The organism is Carboxylicivirga litoralis (genome assembly GCF_025499605.1).
In the GTDB taxonomy this organism is placed as follows: domain Bacteria; phylum Bacteroidota; class Bacteroidia; order Bacteroidales; family Marinilabiliaceae; genus Carboxylicivirga; species Carboxylicivirga litoralis.
Genome location: NZ_JAFMVC010000100.1, coordinates 1 through 1212, shown reverse-complemented (window position 1 = coordinate 1212; position 1212 = coordinate 1). Strand labels below are relative to the sequence as shown.

At 36.5% G+C, this 1212-nt stretch carries 1 protein-coding gene; it reads left to right on the top strand.

Features of this window, described 5'->3' with window-relative positions; genetic code table 11:
• Positions 1 to 228: 228 nt before the first annotated feature.
• On the top strand, positions 229 to 1212 hold the full coding sequence (locus tag J1N10_RS20910) for an IS4 family transposase (RefSeq protein WP_262328670.1): 984 nt from the start codon (positions 229 to 231) through the stop codon (positions 1210 to 1212).

Genomic DNA, 1212 nt, shown 5'->3' with positions numbered 1-1212 from the left:
TTCAGTACATGACAAAAGTATAATTAATTGAAAATCAATTAATTAAGTAGTTAAATTGCTTGCTTAAAACCTTGATATTCAGTATCTTACAAAAGATTCCCACATCATTTTGTAATGTATCCGAATACCAAGGCAGACAGTAAAAATACTCAATTATTTGAGTTGTTCAAGACAACAACCAATTGGCACAAGGCAAGGATTAAATGCCTGATCATTATTATCAATAGCATGATAAAATTTCAAACCGTTTCATATGTAAAACTTGCACAGGGATTTAACCCTAATGTTGAACATGAATCAAGCCTTCGGCGAGTACAACGGTTCTTTGCTGAATTTTCCTTTGATCCACTGATCTTTACTCGTTTAATTTACAGTTTATTGCCTGATGAACCTCCCTATATGCTCAGCATGGACAGAACCAACTGGAAGTTTGGCAAAACCGACATTAACATCCTAATGTTAAGCGTTTGTTATAAAGGAGTTGCTATCCCATTAATATGGAAACTTCTTCCTAAGCGGGGGAATTCCAATGCCAAAGAGCGAAAAGAGGTGCTGGACACTTATATTCGGTTCTTTGGTACCAAAGATATTAAAGCATTTATGGCGGATAGGGAATTTATCGGAGAAGAATGGTTCGAGGATCTTATTCGTCAGAAGATTCCATTCTACATTCGCATACGCAACAATATGATGGTGCATCGACACGGCAAATCTCCAATTAAAGCCTTTTGGCTGTTCAACAATATCAAAACAGGGTCTTACAAACATTGTGATAAACTGTATTACCTCGGTAAAAATCTGGTATATCTGTCGGGAGCTAAGTCCTTCAATAAAGCTACTGGAAAAGTGGAGTTTACCATTGTTGCCTCTTTCAATCAACACGATCAGGCTATGATCAACTACAAAGAACGATGGCAGATAGAGACCATGTTTAGAGCTATGAAATCCAGTGGGTTTAATCTTGAAGATACTCACTTGACTGATTTGGAACGCATAGCTAAACTTTTGGCTGTTGTGGCAATTGCTTTTGTTTGGGCATACTTAGCGGGTATTGACAAACATGTGAACATTAAAGCGATAAAGGTGAAAAAGCATGGCAGAAGAGCCTATAGTTTCTTTAAATACGGACTGATTAGAATCGCAAATGCGTTAATCAATCCAATAAATAACAGCGATTTAGATAAATGTTATAAACTTTTGTCATGTACTTAG